20 protein-coding genes and 4 pseudogenes are annotated in these 22,204 nt (G+C 72.1%); 10 read left to right on the top strand and 14 right to left on the bottom strand.

What is annotated here, in order from left to right; translation table 11 throughout:
• Window positions 1–98: 98 nt before the first annotated feature.
• Window positions 99–1,034, bottom strand: a complete 936-nt coding sequence (hemC, locus tag IF78_RS0134280; protein WP_031486330.1) for a hydroxymethylbilane synthase — start codon at window positions 1,032–1,034, stop codon at window positions 99–101.
• A gap of 17 nt (window positions 1,035–1,051) precedes the next feature.
• Window positions 1,052–2,278 carry an MFS transporter gene (locus IF78_RS0134275; protein ID WP_078662682.1) on the bottom strand — a complete coding sequence of 409 codons (1,227 nt, stop codon included), beginning with the start codon at window positions 2,276–2,278 and terminating at the stop codon, window positions 1,052–1,054.
• A 167-nt stretch (window positions 2,279–2,445) separates the two neighbouring features.
• Here IF78_RS0134275 and IF78_RS0134270 point away from each other — a divergent pair, with 167 nt between their 5' ends.
• Complete coding sequence (locus IF78_RS0134270) at window positions 2,446–3,453, top strand: ArsR/SmtB family transcription factor (protein ID WP_031486328.1); 1,008 nt, start codon at window positions 2,446–2,448, stop codon at window positions 3,451–3,453.
• Here the strand turns inward: IF78_RS0134270 and IF78_RS0134265 are convergent.
• The 5 genes and pseudogenes from IF78_RS0134265 to IF78_RS44110 all read right to left on the bottom strand — a co-directional run bounded on the left by IF78_RS0134265 (window position 3,434) and on the right by IF78_RS44110 (window position 8,103).
• The gene (locus IF78_RS0134265; protein ID WP_031486327.1) at window positions 3,434–4,450 is read right to left on the bottom strand and encodes a questin oxidase family protein; all 1,017 of its coding nucleotides are present in this window, start codon (window positions 4,448–4,450) and stop codon (window positions 3,434–3,436) included. The two genes, IF78_RS0134270 and IF78_RS0134265, sit on opposite strands and share 20 nt — an antisense overlap.
• 94 nt (window positions 4,451–4,544) lie before the next feature.
• Entirely contained in the window at window positions 4,545–5,321 is a 777-nt protein-coding gene (locus IF78_RS0134260) for an NPP1 family protein (protein WP_031486326.1), read from the bottom strand.
• Between the two features lie 142 nt (window positions 5,322–5,463).
• Window positions 5,464–6,444: a non-homologous end-joining DNA ligase gene (gene ligD, locus IF78_RS0134255; protein WP_031486325.1), complete on the bottom strand. Its 981-nt coding sequence runs from the start codon at window positions 6,442–6,444 to the stop codon at window positions 5,464–5,466.
• A 100-nt stretch (window positions 6,445–6,544) separates the two neighbouring features.
• Window positions 6,545–7,231, bottom strand: a complete 687-nt coding sequence (locus tag IF78_RS0134250; protein WP_031486324.1) for a response regulator transcription factor — start codon at window positions 7,229–7,231, stop codon at window positions 6,545–6,547.
• A gap of 150 nt (window positions 7,232–7,381) precedes the next feature.
• Window positions 7,382–8,103: pseudogene (locus IF78_RS44110) on the bottom strand (sensor histidine kinase).
• 135 nt (window positions 8,104–8,238) lie between these two features.
• Between IF78_RS44110 and IF78_RS0134240 the strand changes: the two are divergent.
• The 8 genes and pseudogenes from IF78_RS0134240 to IF78_RS0134205 all read left to right on the top strand — a co-directional run bounded on the left by IF78_RS0134240 (window position 8,239) and on the right by IF78_RS0134205 (window position 14,271).
• Window positions 8,239–8,889: a TetR/AcrR family transcriptional regulator gene (locus IF78_RS0134240; RefSeq protein ID WP_031486323.1), complete on the top strand. Its 651-nt coding sequence runs from the start codon at window positions 8,239–8,241 to the stop codon at window positions 8,887–8,889.
• A gap of 99 nt (window positions 8,890–8,988) precedes the next feature.
• Window positions 8,989–9,354 (top strand): annotated as a pseudogene (locus IF78_RS0134235) (winged helix-turn-helix domain-containing protein); the annotation flags it as partial.
• Between the two features lie 63 nt (window positions 9,355–9,417).
• A pseudogene (locus IF78_RS0134230) lies at window positions 9,418–10,131 on the top strand (NAD(P)/FAD-dependent oxidoreductase); the annotation flags it as partial.
• A 34-nt stretch (window positions 10,132–10,165) separates the two neighbouring features.
• Window positions 10,166–10,696 (top strand): MarR family winged helix-turn-helix transcriptional regulator, encoded by a 531-nt coding sequence (locus tag IF78_RS0134225; protein ID WP_031486320.1) that lies wholly within the window; start codon window positions 10,166–10,168, stop codon window positions 10,694–10,696.
• A 97-nt stretch (window positions 10,697–10,793) separates the two neighbouring features.
• Window positions 10,794–10,907: pseudogene (locus IF78_RS49915) on the top strand (AraC family transcriptional regulator); the annotation flags it as partial.
• An 82-nt stretch (window positions 10,908–10,989) separates the two neighbouring features.
• Complete coding sequence (locus IF78_RS0134215; protein ID WP_031486319.1) at window positions 10,990–11,370, top strand: DoxX family protein; 381 nt, start codon at window positions 10,990–10,992, stop codon at window positions 11,368–11,370.
• Complete coding sequence (locus tag IF78_RS0134210) at window positions 11,367–11,825, top strand: peroxiredoxin (RefSeq protein ID WP_031486318.1); 459 nt, start codon at window positions 11,367–11,369, stop codon at window positions 11,823–11,825. Before IF78_RS0134215 ends, IF78_RS0134210 begins: the two co-directional genes overlap by 4 nt.
• 109 nt (window positions 11,826–11,934) lie before the next feature.
• A complete protein-coding gene (locus tag IF78_RS0134205; protein WP_031486317.1) occupies window positions 11,935–14,271 on the top strand; it encodes a SpoIIE family protein phosphatase in 2,337 nt (778 codons plus the stop codon).
• On the opposite strand, the gene IF78_RS0134200 is transcribed toward IF78_RS0134205, so the two are convergent.
• From IF78_RS0134200 to IF78_RS0134190, 3 genes are all read right to left on the bottom strand, one after another.
• On the bottom strand, window positions 14,272–14,706 hold the full coding sequence (locus IF78_RS0134200) for a cupin domain-containing protein (RefSeq protein ID WP_031486316.1): 435 nt from the start codon (window positions 14,704–14,706) through the stop codon (window positions 14,272–14,274).
• A gap of 91 nt (window positions 14,707–14,797) precedes the next feature.
• Window positions 14,798–15,442: a DNA polymerase ligase N-terminal domain-containing protein gene (locus IF78_RS0134195; RefSeq protein ID WP_051828373.1), complete on the bottom strand. Its 645-nt coding sequence runs from the start codon at window positions 15,440–15,442 to the stop codon at window positions 14,798–14,800.
• A 62-nt stretch (window positions 15,443–15,504) separates the two neighbouring features.
• On the bottom strand, window positions 15,505–16,335 hold the full coding sequence (locus IF78_RS0134190; RefSeq protein WP_031486314.1) for an aldo/keto reductase: 831 nt from the start codon (window positions 16,333–16,335) through the stop codon (window positions 15,505–15,507).
• A 95-nt stretch (window positions 16,336–16,430) separates the two neighbouring features.
• Here IF78_RS0134190 and IF78_RS0134185 point away from each other — a divergent pair, with 95 nt between their 5' ends.
• The gene (locus IF78_RS0134185; RefSeq protein WP_031486313.1) at window positions 16,431–17,495 is read left to right on the top strand and encodes a LacI family DNA-binding transcriptional regulator; all 1,065 of its coding nucleotides are present in this window, start codon (window positions 16,431–16,433) and stop codon (window positions 17,493–17,495) included.
• Here the strand turns inward: IF78_RS0134185 and IF78_RS0134180 are convergent.
• Genes IF78_RS0134180 through IF78_RS0134165 form a run of 4 tightly spaced genes read right to left on the bottom strand, consistent with a single transcriptional unit; the run spans window position 17,458 to window position 22,083 of the window.
• A complete protein-coding gene (locus tag IF78_RS0134180; RefSeq protein ID WP_031486312.1) occupies window positions 17,458–18,858 on the bottom strand; it encodes a glycoside hydrolase family 32 protein in 1,401 nt (466 codons plus the stop codon). The two genes, IF78_RS0134185 and IF78_RS0134180, sit on opposite strands and share 38 nt — an antisense overlap.
• Window positions 18,855–19,709 (bottom strand): carbohydrate ABC transporter permease, encoded by an 855-nt coding sequence (locus tag IF78_RS0134175; protein WP_031486311.1) that lies wholly within the window; start codon window positions 19,707–19,709, stop codon window positions 18,855–18,857. Before IF78_RS0134175 ends, IF78_RS0134180 begins: the two co-directional genes overlap by 4 nt.
• A 14-nt stretch (window positions 19,710–19,723) precedes the next feature.
• Complete coding sequence (locus IF78_RS0134170) at window positions 19,724–20,677, bottom strand: carbohydrate ABC transporter permease (RefSeq protein ID WP_031486310.1); 954 nt, start codon at window positions 20,675–20,677, stop codon at window positions 19,724–19,726.
• The gene (locus IF78_RS0134165; protein WP_031486309.1) at window positions 20,674–22,083 is read right to left on the bottom strand and encodes an extracellular solute-binding protein; all 1,410 of its coding nucleotides are present in this window, start codon (window positions 22,081–22,083) and stop codon (window positions 20,674–20,676) included. The genes IF78_RS0134170 and IF78_RS0134165 overlap by 4 nt, the downstream gene beginning before the upstream one ends.
• Between the last annotated feature and the right edge of the window lie 121 nt (window positions 22,084–22,204).

Below are 22,204 nucleotides of genomic sequence, written 5' to 3'. Positions count from 1 at the left end.
CGCCGCCTCACAGCCGAATCCACCCCGAGCTGGCGCGGCACCTAGAACCTCAACGAATTAGGGCATCCAGGGACTAAACAACGGAACGAAACGCCCTCTCAGTGCGGGATGCCGTCGATGATCTCGCGGGCTCCCTGACGCAGCAGCGCGACCGCCACCGACGTGCCGAGCGTGGCCGGGTCCAGCCGGCCGGCCCACTCGTGGGCGTTCAGCCGCGTCTTGCCGTCCGGGGTGAACACACAGGCCCGCAGGGACAGCTCGCCGCCGCGGTCCACGCGCGCGTACCCGGCGATCGGGCTGTTGCAGTGCCCCTGCAGGACGTGCAGGAACATGCGCTCGGCCGTGGCCTCGCGATGGGTGTCCGGGTCACCGAGGCCGCTGACCGCGTCGATGAGCTCCGTGTCGCCCTCCCGGCACTGCAGCGCGAGGATGCCCGCACCGATCGGCGGCATCATCACCTCGGGGGAGAGGACCTCGCTGATGACGTCCGCCCGGCCGATGCGTTCGAGGCCGGACACCGCCAGCAGCAGGGCGTCCGCCTCACCGGCGGCCAGCTTCTCCAGCCGCCGGTTGGCGTTGCCGCGGAACGGCACGCACTGCAGCTGCGGATGAGTGGCGGCCAGCTGGGCGACGCGACGCACCGAGGAGGTGCCGATCCGGGTCCCGGCCGGCAGCTCGTCCAGCGTCAGGCCGCCGGGATGGATCAGGGCGTCCCGGATGTCGTCGCGCTTCAGGAACGCGGCGAACGTGGTCCCCGCGGGCAGTGGCCGGTCGGCGGGGATGTCCTTGACGCAGTGCACGGCGAGATCTGCCTCGCCCGCCACCAGCGCGGCGTCCACCTCCTTGGTGAACGCCCCCTTGCCCTCGACCTTGGAGAGATCGCCCATCCACTTGTCACCGGTCGTCTTCACCGGCACGACCTCGGTGCGCACGCCGGGGTGCAGGACCGCCAACTCGGCGCGCACACGCTCCACTTGGGCGAGCGCCATCGGCGAGTCGCGGGAGACGATACGGATCAGTTCAGGGACGGACATGCGGACACGATAGACCGTCACCAGCCCGCATCCGCACGGTACCGCCCCATTCGCGCCCCTCCGTTGCCGTCCGCCCCGTCCTTCCCGGCTGCCCGCACCGGAAGGCCCAGCACCGCGAGCGCCCCCACCGTCAGCAGCCCCCCGACGAGGAACGTGCCACGCACCCCGACCACGGACAGCAGCGCGCCGCCGAGCAGCGCACCGGCGGCGATGCCCACGTTGTAGGCGGCCGAGTTGGCCGCGAGGGCCGTCTCGGTGCGGCCCGGCGCCACCTGGAGCACCCGGCTCTGCGTCGCCATGAAGGCGGGCGCGACCGAGGCACCCAGCAGCATGATCAGTACGACGGTCGCCGCCGGGACATGACCCGCCGCCCAGAGACCGAGCAGGGCCACCGCCTGGACGGCCACCGGCAGCGCGAGCGTGGCACGCGGGAAGCGGTCCAGGAGCGGCCCGGTCACCAGGACCCCGGCCAGCGCCGCCCCGCCGAACGCGAACAGCACGCCACTCACCGCGTCCTCCCTGAATCCGCTCACCTCGTCCAGCAAGGCGACGACATAGGTGAACCCGGCGAAGGCACCGGTCACCGACAGGGCGGTGACGGTCAACACCACGAAGTACCCGCGCCGGTCGGGGGCCGCGCCGTACGCCGAGTGACCGTCCTCCGGGCGGGACGACGGCAGCAGTACGCCGATGACCACGAGCGAGACCAGGGCCAGCACGCCGAGCAGCGCGAACGGCGTGCGCCAGCCGGTGTGGCCGCCCAGCCAGGTACCGGCCGGAACCCCGGCCACGGTGGCCAGTGAACCGCCGACCGACAGCAGCCCGATGACCCGCCCCCGCCGCTCCGGCGGGAACAGACCGACCGCGACCGGCCCCATCACCGCCCAGAACAACGCCTGGGCCGACGCGGTCGCCACCCGAGCAGCCAGCAGCACCCCGTACGACACCCCTCCCAGCGCCGACACCCAGCTCGCCACGGCGAGCAGCCCCAGCAGCCCCGCCAGCAGATACCGGCGCGGCACGGACCGGGTGACATGGGCGAGCGGCAGCGACACCACGGCGACGGTCAGGCCGTACCCGGTGACCAGGGCACCCACGGCCGCGAGCGACACCCGAAGGTCCTCCGCCATGAGCGGGAGCAGGCCGACCGGCAGGTTCTCGGTGGTGTTGAAGGTGAACGCCGCCAGCATCAGCGCCGCGACGACGGCGGCACGCCGCCACGGTGCCGGACGTACGCTGCCCATCCAACCGCCTTTTGTTCAGGGGGAGTCGGGGCAAGCGTGCGGGGTCGGCGTGGACGCCTCTACTCTTTCGATCGAGGACGAATCATCGGTCCGGAAACCTCTGCTGGGCTCTGGCCGAATCGCCGCCTCGGGCCCGGGACGAACCGCCGCTCACCATGGGGGCCGCCATGCCGCTAGCCCTGCACCTCGGCACCGACGACCTCACGCGCTGCCGGTTCGCGATCTCGCCGCTGTGCCAGACGCACGAGGCGCTGCGCCTGCTCCGCCGCCCGTCCCGGCACGGCTACCACCAGGGCTGGCTGCGTCGCGTACGCCGTACCGTGGCAGCCCTCGACCTGTCACCGCTGTGGCTGTTCGTCCCGCCACCCGGCGGCTACACCCCGGACTTCCTCGGCGCGCCCCCGCACGAGCCGTACCCCTCCTTCGACGACGAGCTGGCCCGCATGCGCGCCACCGACCCTGCCCTGGCCCACGCGGAGATGGCGCGCTCCCTGGCCTGCACGCCCGGGCTCGCCGAGTCAGCGCGGGGGCGTGCCGCGCTCGACGACCCCGCCGCCACCGTGCGCCGCCTGGCCGACCTCACCGAGCGGGCCTGGCACGCCCTGCTCGCCCCGGACTGGCCGCGCCACCGCGCCGTCCTCGAGGCGGACATCGCGCACCGCTCGCGCGCGGCGGCTGACGGCGGCCTCGACGCGCTGCTCACCGGGCTGCATCCGGCGGTCGACTGGGCCGACCACACCCTCACCCTGCGCAGGTACGCCGATGTCCCGGACGTACAACCCCCGGACGGCAGGGGTGTGTTGCTCATGCCGAGCGTGTTCGTGTGGCCGGACGTGGTGAGCGGCTTCGCGCGGCCCTGGCAGCCGACCGTCATCTACCCCGCGCGAGGCATGGGCCGCCTCCACACCGCCGAAGCGCCGCGCCCGCCGCGGGCGCTCGCCCGGCTGCTCGGCCACCAGCGCGCGGCCGTCCTCGCCGGCCTCACCACCCCGTCCTCGACGACGGAGCTCGCCCGCCGCCACTGCCTGGCCCCCTCGACCGTGTCGGCCCACCTCTCGGTCCTGCGGGAGGCGGGCCTGCTGGTGTCCTGGCGGCGGGGCCACTACGTGCTGTACGGGCGGACGGCCCTGGGCGACGCCCTGGCCGAGGGGGACGTCAGACCAGAGGCCGGCTGATCTCGACCGCCCGCAGGGCGGCAGCGAGGGCGGGCTCGTCCCCGACGTCCAGAGCCGTGTCGGCGAGCTTGATGACGTGTTCGTCCCCGTGGGCGAGGGCCTTCTCCATGACGTCCCCGGCCGTCAGTCGCACCGACGGGACAGGGGCGACCGGTTCGGCGGGCCCGTACATCGCGGTGACGGCCGCCGAGGCCGTCCAGGCCGCGTGCAGGCTGGGGGCCCACAGGTCGCGGGGGAGCGCGTCGAGGGTGCGCAGGACGGCGCTGGGTGCCGTCGCCGCGTGCACGAGCATGGTGGGCTCGCCGTGGCCGTGGGTGGCGTAGCGGTGGGTCGCGGCACGGACGAGCTCGGCGAGGCGGGCCTTCGCGGTGTCCGGGTCGGTGACATCGCCGGCCCAGACGGGCAGTCGGCGCACCGCGGTCAGGCGGTCACGGAATCCCAGGTGCCCCGGCTCGATCGCCGGTACGGCGTCCAGGGTCCGGGTGGCGGTCGGCGCGCCCGGCAGCGCGGTGACGCCGGCGACCGGCTGGTGGCGTGCCGCCCAGTAGCCCAGTGCGTGCGCGAGTTCGGTGAGCCGGGGCGCGTTCTTGCCCGCCAGGAGGGCGCGTACGGCGTGGCCGGTCCGGATGACCGTGTGGGTGGCGCCGCCGTACATCCCGGGCAGCAGACGCGGCCACCACTCGGCGAGGACGCTCCTCCAGGGGTGCTCGGCGAGCGTGCGGGAGAAGTGGTCGGTCCAGTCGGCGATGCGTCGCGGATCGCCCAGTGCCGAGGCCCAGTTGTCGTCGGTGACGGGGGCGACGCGGTCGGGGAAGTCCTCCAGCCGGTCGCGGTAGAGGTCCAGCCAGTGGTGGACGGCGCCCGCGTGACCGTGTGCGGCGAGGGCTTCGACGACCATGGGGGCGTGGTTGGACAGCCAGCCGTCGCGTTCCGGGCCGGATGCGTGGACGCGTTCCAGTGCTTCTTCGAGCTGTCCGCTCGTGTCGGTGATGGCCATGAACCGGACGGTATGCCGCACGCGGGTGTGCCGGGATCGGGCGCGGGACGGAAGCCCTGGATGACGGGGTCCTAGGTCCCGCGCCCGATCCGGGTCAGGCGTTGGGGTCGAACGCGATCCCCGAGGGCTTCGCCGACGCCAGGTGGTTCGCGAAGTTGGCGTCCTTCAGACCGAAGTTGGCGCTGCCGAAGTTGTACGCGACCAGCTTGTCGCGCACGCCCGACGGGTAGCCGTTCCAGCCGACAAGCGGCGGGTACTGCCAGGTGCCCTTGTGGTTCTCCGGCGGCTCGTCATTGGAGTTGGCCGGCCGGAAGCAGTGCGTGCTGACGCCGTCCTTGTGGTAGACGATCTTCGGGTGCGTGCCGTCGAAGCGCACCGACGACGCGGGGCTGATGGTGAACGAGCCGTGGTTGGACGTCGAGACGTACTGCACCGCGTTGTTCTGCACCCACACCACGACGTGCTCCCAGTCGTGCCGGTGCCCGCCGATGCTGCTGCCCGCTATCGCCTGGTCCTTCTCGAAATACAGGCCGTACAGGTAGGCGCACCAGCCGTTGTTGCACTTGTAGCGCGAGTAGCCGTTGGTGTTGTCGAGGTCGGAGGCGTCACGGCAGTCGCCGCTGAGCGAACCGGTCGGCTTCAGGCCGCCGTTGACGGTACCGTCCGGGCCGATGGCGGGAGTGGAGTAGCAGCCGTCCGTGTCGTAGTCGTAGGCGGGCTGGTACGTCTTCTCGGCCGAGTCGGCGTTCGCGGGCAGCGCCGCGGGCGGGGCCGCGAAGGCGGTGCTGGGGAAGGCGACGACGAGCGCGGCGGCACCGGCCAGACCGGTGATCCAGCGCTTTCGGTGCATGCGGGACGTCTGTGACGACACTGCGTCCTCCTCCTGGTTCGGGCGCAGCCCAACGGCTATGGGGGGAAAGGCAGTTCAGGATCCTGGCTTTTCACTTCCGTGCCAAGAGCCACGGAAGTACCAGCGGTAACGATCAGCGCAACAACTGGCGCGAAGCTGTGTGTCAGGCGCTGTCGTCGGGGATTTCGGCCGCCGACTCCTCAGGCGTGAGGTCGGGCCTCAGCCGCAGCCAGGACGGCTGGCGCAGCAGCCCGGAGCGGGTGCGCACGCTGTAGCGGACCTCCCCGACCAGCCGGGGCAGCACCCAATGCGCGCCCGGCACCCGCGGGACGGGGTGGAACGGGCAGGTGTCCGTCTCCGACTCCCGCAGCATCCGGGCCAGTTGGTTCCGCTCGGACTCGCTCCAGCCGGTGCCCACATTGCCGACGTAGCGCAGCCGCCCCGCCGCGCGCTGACCGACCAGCACCGAGCCCGGCAGGCCCGTCAGCCGTCCCTTGCCGGGCAGCCAGCCCCCGACGACGACGTCCTCGGTGCGCATGTTGCGGATCTTGATCCAGGCACGGGAGCGCACCCCGGGCTCGTACACCGAGTCCAGCCGCTTGCACACCAGCCCCTCGAGGCCGTGCTCACGGGTCGCCCGCAGGGCCTCGGCGCCGTGGCCGACCACCGCGGCCGGCGTCGACCAGTACGGCCCGCCGAGGCCCAGCTCCTCCAGCCGGCCGCGGCGCCGGGTGTAGGGCAGCGCGACGAGGGAGCGGCCCGCCAGGTGCATCACGTCGAACAGCACCAGATGGACGGGCGTGCGGGCCGCCATCCGCGCGGCCCGCGCGGGCGCGTGCGCCAGCCCCATCCGGGACTGCAGCAACTGGAAGTCGGCGCGCCCCTGTTCGTCCAGCGCCAGGATCTCGCCGTCGAGGACGGCGGAGGTGGAGCCCAGCGCGCCGCCCAGCGGCCGCAGTTCGGGATAGGCCGCCGTGATGTCCTCGCCGGAACGGGCTCGCAGCAGCAGCTCGCCGTCCCCTTCCAGGTAGACGACCGCGCGCTGGCCGTCCTGCTTGGTCTCGTACGCCCAGCGCGCGTCCTGCGCGGCGGGCGGCAGGGTGCCGGGTGTGGCGAGCATGGGAGGGATCAGCGGCAGGCTCACGGGTCAGTTGTCGACGGCCCCGCCCGGCGCCACGCGCCCTCGCCGCCGTTTTCCCCTGAACGGCGGCCGAGCTGCCGTTCAGGGGAAGGACCGAGCGACCTCAGTTGTCCGCGTTCGGCGGCATGGCCCGCACCAGCCCCGACTGGTAGGCCATCACGACGAGTTGGGCGCGGTCGCGGGCGCCCAGCTTCGTCATGGCGCGGTGGACGTGGGTGCGCACGGTCAGTGGGCTGACGAAGAGCTTCCCGGCGATCTCCTCGTTGGAGTGGCCCTCGGCGACCCACGCCATGACCTCCCGTTCCCGGGCGGTGAGGGCGGCGAGGTGCTCGGGCGCGGCCGACTGCGAGCTATCGGCCGGCGAGGCCAGGAACCGGGTGATCAGCGTGCGGGTCGCCGTGGGGGAGAGCAGGGACTCGCCGGCGGCCACGGTCCGGATGCCGTCGAGCAGTACGTCCGCGGTGACGTCCTTGCCGAGGAAGCCGCTCGCCCCGGCCCGCAGCGCCTGCGCCACGTACTCGTCGATCTCGAACGTGGTGAGGATCAGCACGCGCACCGCCGCGAGGTCCGGGTCGGCGCAGATCGCGGACGTGGCGGCCAGCCCGTCGGTGCCCGGCATGCGGATGTCCATCAGGACGAGGTCGGGGCGGTGGGCCCGGGCGAGGTCGACGGCCTCGGCGCCGTCGGTGGCCTCGCCGACCACCTCCATGTCGGGGCAGGAGTCGATCAGGATCCGGAAGGTGGCGCGCAGCAGGGCCTGGTCGTCGGCGAGCAGTACACGGATGGTCATGAGGGGGGTTCTTCCGGTTCCGGAGCGGTCGGGTACAGCCTCCAGGGAACAGCCCGGCACGTCGTCGTCCGTCTGCCGACATTCGCCGGTACTCGAAACGCAGTAGGCGCCAGGGGCGAGGTCATCCCCGAGGGGGAGCAGAGCCCGGCCTCACCACACGCACGGCAGCTCCACTCGATGACCGTGGGGCCGCCGACCGGGCTGGACATCCGCACCGCACCGTCGAGCGCGTCGACCCGCCGCCGCACCGCGGCGGGCGCCCTCGGCCCGTCCTCCTCGAGCCCCTCGACGTCCACCGTGACCCGCAGGTCGGCTTCGCTCGAGCAGGGGGACCCCCACCCCGCCGCCAGCGCCCGCACGGCGCCGACCAGGCCGCGGTCGGTCAGGATCGGCGGATGGATGCCGCGCACCACCTGCCGCAGCTCCACCAGCGCCTGCTCGGTCTGCTCCTGGGCGTCGTCCAGCAGCTTGCGAGCGGCGTCCGGATCGCGATCGTAGGCGCGTTTGGCGAGCCCGATCCGCAGGGACAGCGCCACGAGTCGGGCCTGTGCGCCGTCGTGCAGGTCCCGCTCGATACGGCGCAGCTGGCGCCGTGGGCGGCGATCGCGTCGGCCCGCGTCGCGCTCAGCTGCTCCACCTGCGCCGCCAGCAGCGCCTTCGGGGACGGCCTCAGCAACGCGGTGGGCGAGGAAGAGCAGTGCGCCGTACCCGTAGTAGGTGGCCATCCAGCGCAGATCGGTGAGCGTGCCGGGATCGCGCATGGCCGTGCGCACCCGCACCGTCTCGGGCAGCAGCCGGCAACCGAGCACCGCGACCGTCCCGACGGCGGTGATCAGCAGGACCGTGAGGAACACATACATCCCGAAGGCCATCGCGGCGGTGCAGCCCGCTCCACCATCTTCACGCTTCTTTCAATCAGGTGACTTAGATTGTAGGTGTGCGCGTCCGTGACGGCTCGAGGGACTGGCCGTCGCGGTGATCCGTGAAGTCCCGGTGCGGTGGTGATCATGGCAGGCAGGACCCTGCGGGAGGAGCAGGTCAACGCGACCCGGGAGCTGCTCCTGACCGCGGCCGAGCGGCTCTTCGCCGAACACGGCGTGTACGCGGTGTCCAACCGCCAGGTCAGCGAGGCCGCCGGGCAGGGCAACAACACGGCGGTCGGCTACCACTTCGGCACCAAGGCCGACCTGGTCCGCGCCATCGCCCGCAAGCACGCCACGCGCATCGAGGAGATCCGCGCCCGCCTGGTCGCCGAGCTGGCCGACCCCGACGACGTGCGCGGCTGGGTGGACTGCCTGGTCCGCCCGGCGCTCGAACACCTCGCCGCACTCGGCAGCCCCACCTGGTACGCGCGGTTCTGCGCGCAGGTCGTCTCCGACCCGGCGCTGCACCGGATCATGGTCGAGGAGGCCCTCACCGCCCCGTCGCTGCAGAAGATCATCGAGGGCCTGAACCGGTGCCTGCCCGACCTCCCGGCCGAGGTCCGCGCCGAACGCGGCGAGATGGTCCGCCACCTGATCGTCCACGTGGCCGCCGAGCGCGAGCGTGCCCTCGCCGAGCACACCCCTACCCCGAGATCCAGCTGGGACGACGCCGCAACGGGCCTCGCCGACGCGGTCGTCGGCATGTGGCTGGCACCCGTGACACCGGCCCGCTGACAGCCGGCGCAAGGAGTACGACCGTGCAGACGACTCTCGGCCCAGGCCGCCGCGGCGGCGCCGGACGGGGCGGATCGCCTCGGCGCCCGTGCCGCTGGCGCGGAAGTCCTCACCAGGATCCAGGTGCTGCTCCGCGGCACCCGCCCCGGCGCGCACAGGGCCGAGCCACCGCAGTACGGCGACCTCGTGCTGGACGACACCGTGTGCCGGGCGACGCGTGGGACGCGGGCCCTCGACCTCACGCCCGCGGAGTACCGACTGCTGCGCCATCTCCTGGTCAACGCGCCCCGGGTGCTGTCCAAGGAGCAGATCGGCCGCTGCGTCTGGGGCGACCACCGCGGCGACAACGCGATCGAGCAGCTCGTCTCCCGGCTGCGCCGCAAGGTAGACCGGGACGGCCCGGCGCTGATCCACACGCGCCGGGGCTTCGGGTACTGGCTGGGGCGGGCCGACCTCGATTCCTGACCCGCAGCGATGCAAACGAGGGCGTCACCGGGATCTGCTCGGGGGCGCCCATCGTCGTGGGGCATCGCCTGGCGGCTCGGCTGCCAGGTCACGCTTCTCGAACCGGCCCCGGTACCGCTGGCCCACGCCGTCGGCACGGAGGTCGGCGAGGTGCTGACCCTGGCCCACCTGGAGCGGGGCGTGAACCTGCGGTGCGGGGTCACCGTGACCGAGGTGACCGGGGACGGCGTACGCCTCGCCGACGGCGAACTGGTCGAGGCCGACGAGGTGCTGGTCGCGGTCGGCTCCCGGCCCAACACGGACTGGCTGGACGGCAGCGGACTCACCGTCGGCGACGGTGTGGTGTGCGACGAGTACTGCCAGGCCGCGCGGAACGTGTACGCCGCAGGAGACGTCGCCCGCTGGTACAACCCGCTGTTCGGGGTGGCGATGCGGATCGAGCACCGCACCAACGCGGCCGAGCAGGGCATGGCGGCCGCGCGCAACCTGCTCGACCCCGGTGCCGGGAAGCCGTTCGCGCCGGTGCCGTACTTCTGGTCCGACCAGTACGACATGAAGATCCAGGCGTACGGGTATCTGCGCGGCCACGACGAGGTCGCCGTGGTGGAGGGCGACCTGGACGAGCGCCGGTTCGTCGCCGCGTACCGCATCGGCGACCGGCTGACCGGCGCCCTCGCGGTCGGGATGCCGCCCAAGGCGATCCGGCAGTGGCGCCTGGCCATCGCGAAGGGTGCGAGCTGGCGGGAGTCGGTGGGGATCGGCGCAGCGGCAAATTAATTGAGTTACGCAACGAGATGGTAAAGTGGCCAGCATGTCCACACCACCGCTCCCCGAACTCCCCGGCACACCCGCGTCCGCGGAAGTGGTCGAGATCGAGCGTGCGCTCACCCGGATCACCTACCTGAGCACCCGGGCCCGGCAGCACGACCGGCTGATGGCCCTGGCCGGCGTGCCGCTTGACCGGGCCGCCGTGGCGCTGCTGCGCCAGGTCGCCGACTGCGAACCGCTGCGGCCTGGGGAGCTGGCCAGCCGGCTCGGGGTGGAGGCCTCGCACGTCACGCGTACGGTGCAGCAACTGCAGAAGTCCGGGTACGTCACCCGCGTCCCCGACCCGCAGGACCGCCGAGCCCAGCGCATCGAGCTCACCGAGGCCGGCCGGCAGGCCATCGCCCGGGTGCGCGACGCCGGCGCCCGCGGCATGCAGCTCGCGTTGGCCGACTGGACACCGGAGGAACTGCGTCAGCTGGCCTCGCTCTTCCACCGCATGGTCGACGACTTCCTCGCCCACGCCATCGAGGAGGACGGCGAACCGCAGCAGTCGGCGCCGTCCGGGACCGCCTGACGGGTTCCTCGCGCGGTCACGCCGACGTCGCACGAGCGCGCCCACCGGATGCGCAGGGTCCGGGGTCCGCCCCTCCGGGCACCGCCGGCTCCCGCAGCCACAGCACCCCGTCGCCCACCGCTGCGGCTGGTCCTCCGCCAGCGCCTTCATCGACGTGTTCCGCCGGTCCTTCGGATACAGGCCCGGAACCCACAACCGTCGCACGCAGTAGGGCGGGTGACCTGCCGGGGCGGGTGACCGGCCGTGATCTACCCTCCGGTAGCATCCGGCGGCAGGCCATCCAAGGAGGATCCGTGCCCCGGTCCGAACGCTCGCCCCTGCTGCTCGCCGGCCTGCTGGCCACCGCGGGTGTCGCCCACTTCGCCGCCCCACGCCGGTTCGACGAGACCGTGCCGCGCGCCCTGCCGGGGACGCCCCGCACCTGGACGTACGCCAGTGGCGCCGCCGAACTCGCGCTGGCGGCCGGTCTGGCGCTGCCGCGCACCCGCAAGGCCGCCGCGCTGGCCACGGCGGCCTTCTTCGTCGGTGTGTTCCCCGCGAACGTGAAGATGGCCGTCGACTGGCGGCACCGCCCGGCGCCGCAGAGGGCCGCCGCCCTCGGCCGGCTGCCGCTGCAGATCCCGCTCGTGCTGTGGGCCCGGAGCGTCGCGAAGAACGCGGAGGGCCGGGCATGAGCGCACAGCTGAAGGTCGGGGACAAGGTCGAGGACTTCGCGCTGCCGGACGAGACCGGCACCGTCCGCAGCCTCACCGACCTGCTCGCCGAGGGACCGGTGGTGCTCTTCTTCTACCCCGCCGCCCTCACCCCGGGCTGCACAGCGGAGGCCTGCCACTTCCGTGATCTCGCCGCCGAATTCGCCGCCGTCGGAGCCCGGCCCGTGGGCATCAGCGGGGACGGGGTCGAACGCCAGCAGGAGTTCGCCGACCGGCACACCCTCGGCATGCCGCTGCTGTCCGACGCCGACGGCACGGTCCGGGAGCGGTTCGGCGTGACCCGCGGCTTCTCCCTGGCGCCCACCAAACGGGTCACCTTCGTCATAGGGCAGGACCGCACCGTCCTGGAGGTGGTCCGCAGCGAACTGCGGATGAACACCCACGCCGACCGGGCCCTGGCCGCGCTGCGCAAGTGAGCGGACGGGCACCCGGCACGGCGGCACCCGCGCGCGTCATGGCGTCGCGGCGGTAACCGCCCGGGCATCGCGTTTGATGCGGTGCGGCGTAGGACTCATGCTGGACGACATGGAGCGCGTCTCCGCTGCGGCGATCATCGATGTCCAGGGTGTCGTCACGGGGTGGAGCGAGGGTGCCCGCCGGGTGACGGGCCTGACGGCCGAGGAGGCCGTGGGCCGGCCGGTGCGGGACCTGCTCGCCGAGCAGCCGCCGCCCGACGCCGTGGCGGCGCTGACCGGCACCGCCGTGCTGCGTCACCGGGACGGCTCGACCGTCGCCGTGAACGTGACGGCGTGCCCCGTCCTGGCCGAGGACGGCGGACCGGGCGGGTACGTGATCACCGGCGCACCGCCCGACCGGCATGAGCCCACCCTGGCGGAGCGGGCCTTCCAGCAGGCGTCCATGTCCATGTCCATCTTCGACACCGACCAGCGCTACCTGCGGCTCAACGAGGTGGCCTGCAAGGTCATGGGCGTAGCAGAGGAGGCGCTGCTCGGCCGGCCCTTCCCGGAGACCGTCGAGGACGAGGTGCACAGCCGGGGCTTCCTGTGGCATCTGCGCCAGGTCGCCGAGACGGGCATGCCGATCCGCTACGAGAGCTACACGGGCGCCCCCGCCCTGAACCGGGAACACGCCTGGACCACGGACATGTGGCCGGTGCGCGACTCCTCCGGCGCGCTCATCGGAACCGCGCTCGCCGCCTTCGACAGCTCCGACCAGTACTGGGCACGGCAGCGGCTGGCCCTGCTGAACGAGGCCGCCGCCACCATCGGCACGACCCTGGACGTGGTGCGGACCGCTGAGGAAGTGGTCGGGGTCGTGGTGCCCCGGTTCGCCGACTTCGCCAGCGTGGACCTGTTCGACTGGGTGCTGGGCGCGGACGAGCCGCCGGCGCTGGCCGGCACCGACATTGCCCTGCGCCGCGTTGCCCACGGCTCCGGCACCGAGGGCACCCCGGAAGCGGCCGTGCACCTCGGTGAGGTGGACTACTACCCGCCGTTCTCGCCTCCTGCCCGGGCGATCCTGGAGAGCAGGGTCGTCCTGAGCCAGGCGGGCGAGCCGGCGTTCACGCGGTGGGTCGCGGAACGCAACGCCCGGGCCCCGGCCGGCCGGGGCCACCGCTTGGGCGCCCACTCGATGATGGCGGTGCCGCTGCGGGCCCGCGGCACCACGCTCGGTGTCGCCGTGTTCGTGCGCATCAGGGAACCGGACGACTACGGCGACGACGACGCCGTGTTCGCCGAGGAACTCGCCAGCCGGGCCGCCGTCTGCGTCGACAACGCCCGCCGCTTCGCCCGGGAACGCTCCACCGCGCTGTCCCTGCAGCACAACCTGCTGCCCCGGGGACTGTCCGGACAGGCGGCCGTCGAGGTGGCCCACCGCTACCGGCCGTCCGGCTCGCAGGCCGGCATCGGCGGCGACTGGTTCGACGTGATCCCGCTGTCCGGCAGCCGGGTCGCCCTCGTCGTCGGCGACGTCGTCGGCCACGGCATCCCGTCGTCGGCCACCATGGGCCGCCTCTGCACGGCCGTGCGCACCCTCGCCGACGTGGACCTTCCGCCCGACGAGCTCCTCACCCACCTCGACGACCTGGTCACCCACCTCGCCGGGGACGACACCGACGAGGTCGCCGAACTGGGCGCCACCTGCCTGTACTCCGTCTACGACCCCGTCACCCGACGCCTCACCCTGGCCGCCGCGGGTCATCCCCCGCCGGTCCTCGTCCTGCCCGACGGCAGCACACGGGTCGTCGACCTGAACGCGGGACCACCGCTGGGCGTCGGCGGGCTGCCCTTCGAGGCCATGGACGTGGAGCTGCCGGAGGGCTCCCTGGTCGCCCTGTACACGGACGGCCTCATCGAGGACCGCGACCGCGACATCGACCACTCCACCGCCGAGCTGTGCCGCGCGCTGACCGCGCCCGCCGAGAGCCTCGACGCCCTGTGCGACACCGTCCTCAAGGCCGTCCTGCCGGAGGACCCCAGCGACGACGTGGCCCTGCTGCTGGCCCGCACCCGGGCCCTGGGCGCCGACCGCATCGCCACCTGGGACGTCCTGCCGGACCCCGAGCACGTGGCGGCCACCCGGCAGGCAGCCACGGACCAGCTGACCGCGTGGGGGCTGGACGAGGCGGCCTTCGTCACCGAACTCGTCGTCAGCGAACTCGTCACCAACGCCATCCGGTACGGCGCACCGCCCATCCAGCTGCGCCTGATCCGCGACCGCACCCTCATCTGCGAGGTCTCCGACGGCAGTTCCACCTCCCCCCACCTGCGCCGGGCCCACGCCTACGACGAGGGCGGCCGCGGACTGCTGCTCGTCGCCCAGCTCACCCAGCGCTGGGGCAGCCGGCAGACCGACAGCGGCAAGACGATCTGGGCCGAACAGCCGCTGCCGCCCACCTGATCACTCGAAGGGGCAGCCCGGGTTGGGCGCGTCCCGGGAGAACGGCGCGCCGTGCGGCAGCACGTAGAGCACGTCGAGGACGACCGGGGTGTCGCCCTCGTTGCGGCCTATGTGGACGTTGCCGGGGCCGGCCGGTTCCTGGATGAAGCTGCCCTTCGGGTAGACACCGTCGGAGACACAGGCGGAGTTGTAGTGGCTCAGGGTGCCCTGCTGAGTGAAGGCGTACAGAGGGCCGTCGTGGTAGTGCCAGCCGGTGGCCTGACCCGGCGGGATGGTGACCTCCCGGAGTATGTAGTCGGTGTCGCCGACGGTCTTCTGACTGATGATCCGGCCGGTGACTCCCGGCCCGGGCGGAGTCGCCTGAGCGGGTCCGGCGACGAGAACGGTGGCGGCGGCCAGGGCGCCGGTGACGGCGATGCGGAGAGCGGGACGCATGACGACGTGCCTCCTGCGGCGAGAGTGATGTCGCCGTGAACATAGAGGCACGGAAGGGTAGTTGAGGGCGGAACCACAACATCCGCCGAAATCACGGGACCGCAGGACGCCCGGTTCTCGGGGTCCACTCCTCGTCGCCGTCGGCCGCGACCTGGGCCAGCGTACGACCGGTCATCACCGAACGGGCCCGGCGCGGGTCCGGGGTGCTGTGCCCGCCCGCTCGCGCCTTGCCGGCCTTCACCAGCAGCCACGCCTCACGCTCACCGTCCAGGCCGTCGCGGAACCGGGTCAGCGCGTACTCCCCGTGCAGCTTCGACCCCCGCAACCGGAAGGTGGCATGACCGCGCTCGAGCGACTCACCGAAGTCGACGGGCCGTCCCCTGCGGTCATGGCTCAGCGGTTCGTACGTGCCGTTGTCCCAGACGATCACGGTGCCGCCCCCGTACTCACCCTTCGCGATCACGCCCTCGAACTCCTCGTACTCCAGCGGATGGTCCTCGGTGGGCATCGCGAGCCGCTTGTCGTGCGGATCGTCGGAGGGCCCCTTCGGCACCGACCAGGACTTCAGCACGTCGTCCACCTGGAGCCGGAAGTCGAAGTGCAGCGTGCTCGCATCATGGATCTGCACCACGAACCGAGGCTCGTCACCGGAGGCCTCCGCACGCCCCTCCGGCTCACGGGTCCGCCCGAAGTCGCGCTTGCCGTGGTAGTCCGCCAGCCGGTCCTTCGTACCCACGAGAGCCTCCTTCCCGAGCACCGGGCGGGCCGAGTACCCGCCACGGCGCCCGCGACGCGCGGTCAGAACTCCTCGTGCACCGCCGGATCCCCGCCGACGCGCCGATGGGCGCGGTCCGCGATCGCGCCCATCTGGGCGGGGTCCAGTTCGAAGCCGAAGACGTCGAGGTTCGCGCGCTGCCGGCCGGCGTCGGCCGACTTCGGAATGGGGACCGCGCCGAGCTGGACGTGCCAGCGCAGGACGGCCTGGCCGGGCGTCACCCCGTGCGCCTCGGCGACCGAGGCGACCACGGGATCGTCCAGCAGGGCCGTGCCCCGTCCCAGCGGGCTCCAGCTCTCGGTCACGATGCCCTTGCCGGTGTGGAAGGCGCGCAGCTCCTCCTGCGGGAAGAACGGGTGCAGCTCGATCTGGTTGACCGACGGCAGGACGCCGGTCTCCTTCTCCAGCCGCTCGATGTGCTCGGCCGTGAAGTTGGAGACGCCGATCGACCGGACAAGGCCGTCCTCGCGCAGCTTGATCATCGCCTTCCACGAGTCGACGTACTTGTCGACGCGGGGGATCGGCCAGTGGATCAGGTAGAGGTCGACGTAGTCCAGGCCGAGCCGGGCGCGGGACTCCTCGAAGGAGGCGAGGGTCTCCTCGTAGCCGTGGTGCCGGCCCGGGAGCTTCGTCGTCACGACGATCTCCTCCCGGGGCACGCCGCCGCTCGCGACGCCCCGGCCGACGCCGGTCTCGTTGCGGTAGTTCGTCGCCGTGTCCACGAGCCGGTACCCCAGCTCCAGGGCGCTGCGCACCGCCTGCTCGGCCTGCGCGTCGTTCATCGGCCAGGTGCCGAGGCCGAGAGCGGGGAGGGTCGTACCGTCGTTGAGCGAGTGGGTCGGGATGCTGATCACTGCCGGACCTTCCCTTGACTGTGTCGTCCCTCCAGCGTCACGGATAGGGTGAGGCTTGATCAAACGCAACGGTGGGGGACGAGGCAGCGGACGTCATGGGCGGCACCGAGGAGAAGCAGACCACGGGAGCGGGACGCCCCACGTCACGGGACGTCGCCCGGCTCGCCGGCGTGTCCCACACGGCCGTCTCCTTCGTCTTCAACGGCCGCGCCGAGGGCAACCTCTCGCCCGCCACCCAGGAGCGCATCCGGCAGGCCGCCGCCGAGCTCGGCTACCGCCCCGACCCCGTCGCCCGCGGCCTGCGCCGCCGCCGTACGGCCGTGATCGGCCTGGTCACGGACGAGATCGCCTCCTCGCCCTTCGCCGGCCGGCTGCTGCGCGGCGCCATGGAGACCGCCTGGGGCAGCGAGCACCTCGTCCTGACCATCGACTCCGGCGGCGACCCGGCCAAGGAGGACGCGGCCGTCGCCGAACTCCTCGACCGGCGCGTGGACGGCATCATCTACGCGGCCATGTCGCTGCGACGGGTCCGCGTCCCCGAGGGCCTGCACCGCACCCACTCCGTCCTCGCCAACTGCCTGCCCGAGGACGACTCCCTGCCCGCCGTCATCCCCGCCGAGCGCGCGGGCGGCCGTACGGCGGCCCGGCTGCTGCTGGACGAGGGGCACCGCAGGGTCGCCATGGTGGGCGGTCAGGACGACATCGCCTCCGTCGACCGCCTGCGCGGCTTCCGCGACGCGCTGCGCGCCGAAGGGATCACCGTGCCCAAGGAGTGGGTCGTGCGCAGCGGGGGCGAGATCAGCGGAGGGTACGAGGGTGCGACGGGCATCCTCGACGGCGTGCCCGCCGACCGGCGGCCCACCGGGATCTTCTGCTACAACGACCGGGTCGCGGCGGGCGTCCTGCACGCCGCGACCCGGCTCGGCATCGCCGTCCCCGGCGAGCTGTCGGTCGTCGGCTACGACGACCAGGAACACATGGCCGCGTTCCTCACCCCGCCCCTCACCAGCGTCGCGCTGCCGCACCGGGCGATGGGCGAGGCCGCCGCACGGCTGGTCCTCGACTCCATCGACACGGGCCGGACGCCGCCCGCCACGGTACGGCGCCTGGCCTGCCCGGTGGTCAGTCGTGCGTCGGTGGGACCAGCTCCCAGCCGGTGACGGCCGCCGCGGAACCCGTGACGACCAGCTCCGCCACATCGTCCGGCCGCCGGTAGACCCGCTCGGTGACCGTCGCCCGGTCGCCGACGAACAGCTCCAGCAGCGAGCCGTCGACGAGGATCCGCACCTCGCCGGCCGGCGCCCGCACGACGATCGGCCCGGCTCCCTCGGGTCCCGTCCGGGGCCAGTCCCCGCGGTCGAGTGTCACCGTGCCCTCGTCGGGGTCCAGCAGGACCGTCAACTCCGCGCCCGAGGCGGCCCGCAGCAGGCTCACCGTGGTCCGGCCCGATGCGGTGACGGTCAGGTCGTACGCCTCCGGCAGCGGTGTCGGCAGGCCCGGTGCGGTGACGAACGGCCCGTCCGCACGCAGCAGTTCCAGCTCCGGTGCCGGTACGACCCGCAGCGACCCGTCCGGATGCACGTCCACGACCCTAGGCGCGGTCAGGACTCCGGCCCAGCCCGCGCGATCGACCTCGCTCTGCTCGCGGGCCTCCCAGGACCAGCCCCACATCAACGCCCGGTCCGGCTCCTGGAGCACCGCGGGCGCATAGAAGTCCCGCCCGTGGTCCAATCGCCCGCCCAGCCGGGCCTCGAAGCGCAACCCGTCCTCGTCGTCCGGCTGGAGCCGGCCCGTCAGACAGCCGGTGGAGCAAGGGTCTCCGTCCCACAGAGACACAACGAGCACCCAGTCCCCGCCCGCCGTCGCATACAACTGCGGGCACTCCCAGCCCACCGCCTTGGCGCCGAAGGCATCCACCGCGACCGGGTCGTTGCCGTCCAGGAGCACCCCGGCGAACCGCCAGTCGGTCAGGTCGTCGCAGTCGTACAGCAGCACCGACGGGGTCCCGTCGGCGTGCCCCGCACCGACCAGCGCCCACCGTCGGCCCCCGGTGCGGAACACGAACGGATCGCGGAACATCACCACGTCCAGATCGGCGGGCGGGCCGGTCACCACCGGCGTGGGCAGCGGCCGCCAATCGGTCAGCGTCTCGTCCTCCGGCACCAGCGCCCGCGCCAGACAGATCGAGCCCAGGCCGGTGTGCCACCGGTCGACGCCCGTGTACACGGCCGTCGGCACCCCGTCGTCATCGACCACGCAGCCCGACCAGCAGCCCGCCTCGTCCGGGCCGCCAGGCGTCGGGGTGAGCGCGATCGGATGGTGCTCCCAGTGGACGAGGTCATGGCTGGAGACATGGCCCCAGTGGACGTTGGCGTGCACCGGGGCGTCGGGGTTGTGCTGGTAGAAGAGGTGGTGGCGGCCCCGCCAACGGAAGGGACCGTTCGGGTCGTTGATCCAGTTGGCGGGTGGACGGACCCTGAAGCGCGGGGCGTTCGGGTCCGTGGACTGAGCGGCGAAGCTCAACGGTTGACTCCTGCGGACGTGATGCCCTCACGCAGAGGGCGCTGACCGACGACGAACACGACGACGGCGGGGATCATGGAGAGGACGACGCCGGCGAGCACCACCGAGATGGAGCCGGTGCCCAAGTTGCCCTGGAGGGAGACCAGACCGAGAGGGAGTGTGTAGTTCTGGCCCGAGGTCTCCAGGATCAGCGGCCGGAAGAACTCGTTCCAGTGGTAGTTGAAGGCCAGTACACCGACGATCGCGAGTCCGGGCGCGGCCAGCGGCGCGTACACGGACCGGAAGATCCGCCAGGGCCCGCAGCCGTCCAGCATCGCCGCCTCGCCGAGGTCCTTGGGCATGCCCAGGAAGTACTGGCGCATCAGGAAGGTGCCGAAGGCGGTCGGGAACGCCGGGATGATCAGACCGAGCAGGGTGTCGGTCAGGCCCATCGACTTCAGCACCAGGAACACCGGCACGATGGTGACCTGCAGCGGCACCATCATGGTCGCGAGGACCAGCCCGAACAGCGGCTTCTTGAACCGGAACTCGAGGCGCGCGAAGGCGTACCCCGCGAGCCCGGCCGTGATCATCTGGCCCACCGCGATCAACGCGGTCACCAGCGTCGAGTTCAGGGCGAGCAGCCATACGTCGATCTGGTCGAAGACCCCGCGATACGACTCCATGGTGGGGTCCGTCGGGATGATCTTCGGGGGCAGGTCGAAGGACTCCGCCGGGGTGCGCAGGGACGTGGAGATGGTCCAGATGACCGGGCCGAGTGTCAGCAGCGCGCATACGGCCAGTCCGGCGATCCGCGCCCAGGGCGCGAGCGAGTACCGGGTACGGCTGAGGTTCATCGTCGCTTGGCTCATGGGACTCACCCGGCTCACTGGTAGTGGACGAAACGCCGGCTGAGCCGGAACTGGAGGGCGGTGACCGCCATGATCAGCACGAAGAGCAGCACGCCCACCGCGGAGGCCTCGCCGAAGCGGAGCTGCTCGAAGGCGCTCTCGTAGATGACCATCACGACGGTGCGGGTGGCGTCGCCGGGCCCGCCGTTGGTGAGGACGTACGGCTGCTCGAAGACCTGGAGCGCGTTGATGATGCCGACCACCGACGCGACCAGCAGCGTGGGCGACAGCAGCGGCAGGGTGATGTTCAGGTGCTTGCGCAGGCCGGTCGCGCCGTCGAGGGAAGCGGCCTCGTGGATCTCCTTCGGGATGTTGTTGAGCCCTCCGACGAACAGCAGGAAGGAGAAGCCGAACTGCTGCCAGACGTAGACGAGGATCACCGTCGCCATCGCCGCGTTCTCGGACGTCAGCCAGGGCACCGGAGCGATGCCGACCAGGCCGAGCAGCCAGTTCACCATTCCGAAGTCCTGGTTGAACAGGTACTTCATCACGACCGAGATCGAGGCGGCGGACAGCACCAGCGGGAAGAAGAACGCCGAGCGGAACACCGACCGCAGCCACACCGGCATCCGCCCGTTCACCGCGAGCGCCAGGGCGAGGGCGATCAGCAGTTGCAGCGCGACCGCGAACACCATGAACACCAGCGTGTTGCGGAAGGAGACCAGCACGGTCGAGTCGCCGAACACCTCACCGTAGTTGGCGGCCCCGGCGAAACTCGGGTCGTCGATGACGTTCCAGTGGAAGAGGCTCAGCACCACCGAGCCGGCGATCGGGACGACCGTGAAGACGACGATGCCGACGATCGTCGGCGCCAGGAAGAGCGTGGCCAGCAGCCGGGTGCCGCGGTCCCGGGCGGAGGGCCGGGGCGGGGCGGCCGGTGGTGCGGCCGGCTGCTTCAGCCGTACGGCCGGTATCTGGGTGTTCGTCATACGTCACGCTCCATGGCCTTCTCCAGATCGCTCTGCATCCGCCGCAGCGCGGGGGCCACCGCACGCCGGGAGGCCAGGGCGGTGCCGGTGTGCTTCAGCAGCACCTGCTCGACCTCGGCGACCTGTGGCGGGGCGGGGATCGGCCCGGTGTCGGGGAACTTGTCGAGGGTGTCGTAGAAGACCTGCCAGTGCGCCGGGCCGCTCTCCCGGTAGCGGTCGGCGGTCAGCATCGAACGGCGGGCCGGGGTCGTCTGGTTGGTCGTGAACAGCCGCGTCAGGGTGTCTCTGCGAGCGGCGTACTTGATGAACTCCCAGGCCTCCTCCTGCTTCTTCGAGGTGCGCAGCAGCGCGTAGCCGGCCGCGCCGTACTGCATGCGCTGGGAGCGCCAGCGCGGGAAGTACTGCACGTCGAAGCCGTCGGCCTTCATGCCCGCCAGGTGCAGGCCACCCGCCCAGAAACCGCCCGCGGGCGTGACCCCGACCCGCCCGGTGGAGAACACGCCGATGAGGTTCTGGCCGTTGCCGCCCTCGGGGCGGGTGCACAGGCCCTCCTGGATGAGGGAGGCGAGATAGTCGTACGCCTCCTCCACCCGGGCGTCGGTGGCCTGCGGGGTCGTCCAGCGGAAGCCGCCGCCGCGCCCCTGCCGCCGGTCGGCCGGGTAGAAGGAGTCCCACAGCCAGGTGCCGCCGGGCGCCTTGGACTCGGTGAGCAGGTTTGTGTCGTTGGCGAACAGCCAGGGCACCACGCCGCCCCACAGCCGGTTGGTCCAGAAGTACGGGGTGAACTGGGAGCCGCTCGACTGCTTCATGTCCCGCAGCAGGGCCGTGAAGTCGTCGCGGGTCCAGTCGGCCGCCGGGAAGTCCGCGCCGGCCCGCTTCAGCACCTGGGTGTTCAGGTACATGTCGGCCGCGTTGAACTCGACCGGCAGCTGATAGAGGCTCCCCTCGTACATCATCGACTCCACCAGCGAGGGGTGGACGTCGGCGAAGTACTCCCGCAACTCTTCGGCGTCCCGCTTCACCCAGCGGTCCAGCGGGACGCCGAGGCGCTGCGCGAACAGCTGGACGCCCTCGGTGGCGACGTAGACGAGGTCGGGTGCGGTGCCCGCCGCGATCTGGGTGAGGATCTTCGCGAAGAAGTCCGACCAGTCGACGGCCTGCACGGCGTTGATCCGCAGCTTGATGTCGGGGTGGACCTGCTTGAACCCCTCGGTGAGGGTGCGGATGGCCTCCGGCCCGTAGGCGGGGCCCAGGGTGGCGACGACGAGGGAGCCGTCGTCGCGGCCGGGGATGTCGGCTCCGGTGAGCCGGTCCCAGCTCGCGGCGGTACCGGCCAGCGCGGCGGCTCCCGCGCCGTAGGCGCCGTACCGCAGCAGGGTGCGGCGGGTGAGGTGCGAGTCGGTCATACAGGGGCCTAACTCGTGTTAGTCGAGAAGCGATGCCCCAGATGATGTGAAGCGGGTTACGTCCCTGTCAATAGTCGTGAAGCACTTGACCTTTAACGAGTTAGGTCGCAAAGTCCTGGTC

Origin of the sequence: Streptomyces bicolor, assembly GCF_000719285.1 — a bacterium.
In the GTDB taxonomy this organism is placed as follows: domain Bacteria; phylum Actinomycetota; class Actinomycetes; order Streptomycetales; family Streptomycetaceae; genus Streptomyces; species Streptomyces bicolor.
This window is presented reverse-complemented; position numbering and strand designations above follow the sequence as displayed.